Origin of the sequence: Nitratidesulfovibrio oxamicus (assembly GCF_015731765.1) — a bacterium.
In the GTDB taxonomy this organism is placed as follows: domain Bacteria; phylum Desulfobacterota; class Desulfovibrionia; order Desulfovibrionales; family Desulfovibrionaceae; genus Cupidesulfovibrio; species Cupidesulfovibrio oxamicus.
Window position 1 is genome coordinate 1 of sequence record NZ_VRYY01000327.1, and the last position, 2949, is coordinate 2949.

The 2949-nt window shown below is 67.9% G+C and carries 2 protein-coding genes; one reads left to right on the plus strand and one right to left on the minus strand.

The genetic code is table 11. The features are described from left to right. Window positions 1–295 precede the first annotated feature (295 nt). The gene (locus tag FVW20_RS11280; RefSeq protein WP_196609660.1) at window positions 296–1417 is read left to right on the plus strand and encodes an NAD(P)H-dependent flavin oxidoreductase; all 1122 of its coding nucleotides are present in this window, start codon (window positions 296–298) and stop codon (window positions 1415–1417) included. 215 nt (window positions 1418–1632) lie between these two features. On the opposite strand, the gene FVW20_RS11285 is transcribed toward FVW20_RS11280, so the two are convergent. Beyond that, entirely contained in the window at window positions 1633–2754 is a 1122-nt protein-coding gene (locus FVW20_RS11285) for a tyrosine recombinase XerC (RefSeq protein WP_196609662.1), read from the minus strand. Window positions 2755–2949 lie beyond the last annotated feature (195 nt).

The following is a 2949-nucleotide window of genomic DNA, read 5'->3' on the forward strand; positions in this document are numbered from 1 at the left end:
CCGCCCGGCCACGGCCCGGCGGCGCATGCGCCCGCGCAGTGGGGACTGCGCGGGAGAAAACGCACCGCCGCCACCGTACCGCACGACGCCACCCAGCGTTTGCTGCCCGAAAGACCCCGATGCAGTCCACGGAGACCCACGTTCCGGCATTCCGCCGCATCGTGCGTCTTCCGCGCGCCGCCCGCGCATGGCGGCACACCGGAGCGCCCACTCCCATGCCACTGGCATGCACGCGGGCCCGGTTCATTCCGCGTGCCTTCACCGGCACGCACGCACCGCACCGGAGGACTGAATCATGCCTTTTCCGACCCTGAACATTGGCGACCTGGTCGCCCGCATACCCATCGTGCAAGGCGGCATGGGCGTCGGCATCTCGCTGTCGCGCCTGGCGTCCGCCGTGGCCAACGAAGGCGGCATCGGCGTCATCGCCGCCGCCATGATCGGGATGAAAGAGCCCGACGTTGCCAAGAACCCCATCGAAGCCAACGTTCGCGCCCTGCGCCGCGAGCTGCAAAAGGCCCGCGAAATGACCCAGGGCATCGTGGGCGTGAACATCATGGTGGCCCTGACCACCTTTGGCGAAATGGTCCGCACCTCCATCGAGGAAAGGGCCGACATCATCTTCTCCGGCGCGGGCCTGCCGCTGGACCTGCCCAGGCACCTGCGCGAGGCGTGCGACCAGAAGAAGGAAGAATTCCGCACCAAGCTCGTGCCCATCGTGTCGTCCGCCCGGGCGGCCTCGGTCATCGCCAAGAAGTGGATCACCCGCTTCGACTACGTGCCCGACGCCTTCGTGGTGGAAGGCCCCAAGGCTGGCGGGCACCTCGGCTTCAAGGCCGAAGAGATCGACGACCCCAACCATTCGCTGGAAGCGGTCATTCCGCAGGTGGTGGAAGCGGTGAAACCCTTCGAGGACCAGAAGGGCCGCCGCATTCCGGTCATTGCCGCTGGCGGCGTGTACACCGGCGAGGACATCACCCGGTTCATGGAACTGGGCGCCGCCGGGGTGCAGATGGGCACCCGCTTCGTGGCCACCCACGAATGCGATGCCGACGACCGCTTCAAGCAGGCCTACGTGGACGCCACCGAGCAGGACGTGACCATCATCAAGAGCCCCGTGGGCATGCCGGGCCGCGCCATCGGCAACTCGTTCATCGACTCCATGCGCGAAGGCGCGAAGAAGCCCTTCAAGTGCGTGTTCAAGTGCATCAGCACCTGCGAGCAGGAGCAGACCCCGTATTGCATCGCCGCCGCGCTGATCAACGCCATGAAGGGGAACCTGGAGAAGGGGTTTGCCTTCTCGGGCGCCAATGTGTTCCGGGTGGACCGCATCCAGTCGGTGCACGAGTTGGTTTCCTCGCTCCAGCAGGAGTTCGAGGAAGCCATCTCCAAACGCTTCGGCATGTTGCGCGCCTAGCGTTGCGTTCTCTCGCTCTCGGGCGGTGTCAGGCGGCGCCGCTTGCTCCGGTCACGCACCGTTAGTGCGCTCCCGTCGCAACCGGCTTGCCTTTCTTGCCGGAGAGCGAAATTTCCGCAACGTCCGGAATGCCCCCCCCGCCCAAAAACATCGGGCCGGAACCCCGCAAGGTTCCGGCCCGTTTTCGTTGGCGAACGGAAAAGGGAAAAAGCTCTCTATCGCTTGGGCGTGGGCTTGCCGCCCTTGCGGGGTGTGGCGGCGCGGGCCGGTTTTTCCGGCGTTGCGGCGGGTTTTGATTGCGGCGTCTTGCCCGACGGTGACGCAAGGTCGGAACGGGGGTGCGCCCGGTCGTACACGTCCACAAGGCGCGAAAGGGTCAGGTGGGTGTACCGCTGGGTGGTGGATAGCCGGGCATGGCCCAGCAGTTCCTGCACGCTGCGCAGGTCGGCCCCGGCCTCCAGTAGGTGGGTGGCGAAGGAGTGGCGCAGCCCGTGCGGGGATATGGCCTGCGGCAGCCCGGCCCGCAGGCACAGCGCCTCGATGATCCGCGCGGCCTGCCGCCGGTTCAGGCGTCCGCCCCGCGCGCCCAGGAACAGGGCGGGTTCGCCCCGGTCCTCGTCCACCTCATGGCGCACGGACAGCCACGCCGACAGCGCATCGCGCGCGGTATCGCTGAGCGGACTCATGCGTTCGCGCCCGCCCTTGCCCATCACCCGCACCACGCCCGATGCCGGGTCCGCATCCAGCACATTCAGTTCCAGTGCCTCGGACACGCGCAGGCCGGAGCCGTACAGCAATTCTGCCAGGGCAAGGTCGCGCGTCAGCAGAACCGCGTCGGCAGGGCCGGAATCCGTGCCGTGTCCTGTGTGAGCCGTGGCGTGAGCCGTGGCGTGAGCCGTGGCAAGGGCCTTGCGCTGTCGCCGCTCGTCCAGCAGGGCGAAGGCCTGGTCCACGTTCAGGGCATGGGGGTGGCGCTGATCCTGCTTGGGATTGTGCACCCCCGCCGTGGGGTCTGCCGTGACCCGGCGCAGCCGCAGCAGAAATCTGAAGAACGCCCGCAATGCCGACAGCTTGCGGGCCACGCTGGACTTGGCGATGCGCTGGCGGTGCAGCTCGGCCAGAAACCGCTGCACGTGGCGCTTGGTGATGAGTTCCGGGGTCTCCAACGAAGGCGAGGCGGAGGACGACGCGGGATTCGGCAAGGACGGCCTGCCGGGAATGGCCAGGCCGTCGCCCGTGCCCGACAGAAACGCCGCGAACTGATCCATGTCCGTGCCGTAGGCAGTCACCGTGGCATCGGCGTAGCCCTTTTCCATGCCCAGATGGGCCAGGAACATCTCCAGCAGTTCCGCGCGGGCGGCAGGAAGCGGGGCGTCGCCAGAAGGGTCGGCGTCGAGCGGAATGGCGGCGGACGTGGAAAAAGATGTTGTGGGGCCGGAACCGCGCGCAGGTGCAGTCAGCGTGCGATGCGCCGCCGGCGTGGCACGGCCAGCCGGGGCATCCGCCCCGCCGACAGCCGCCCCGAATACGCC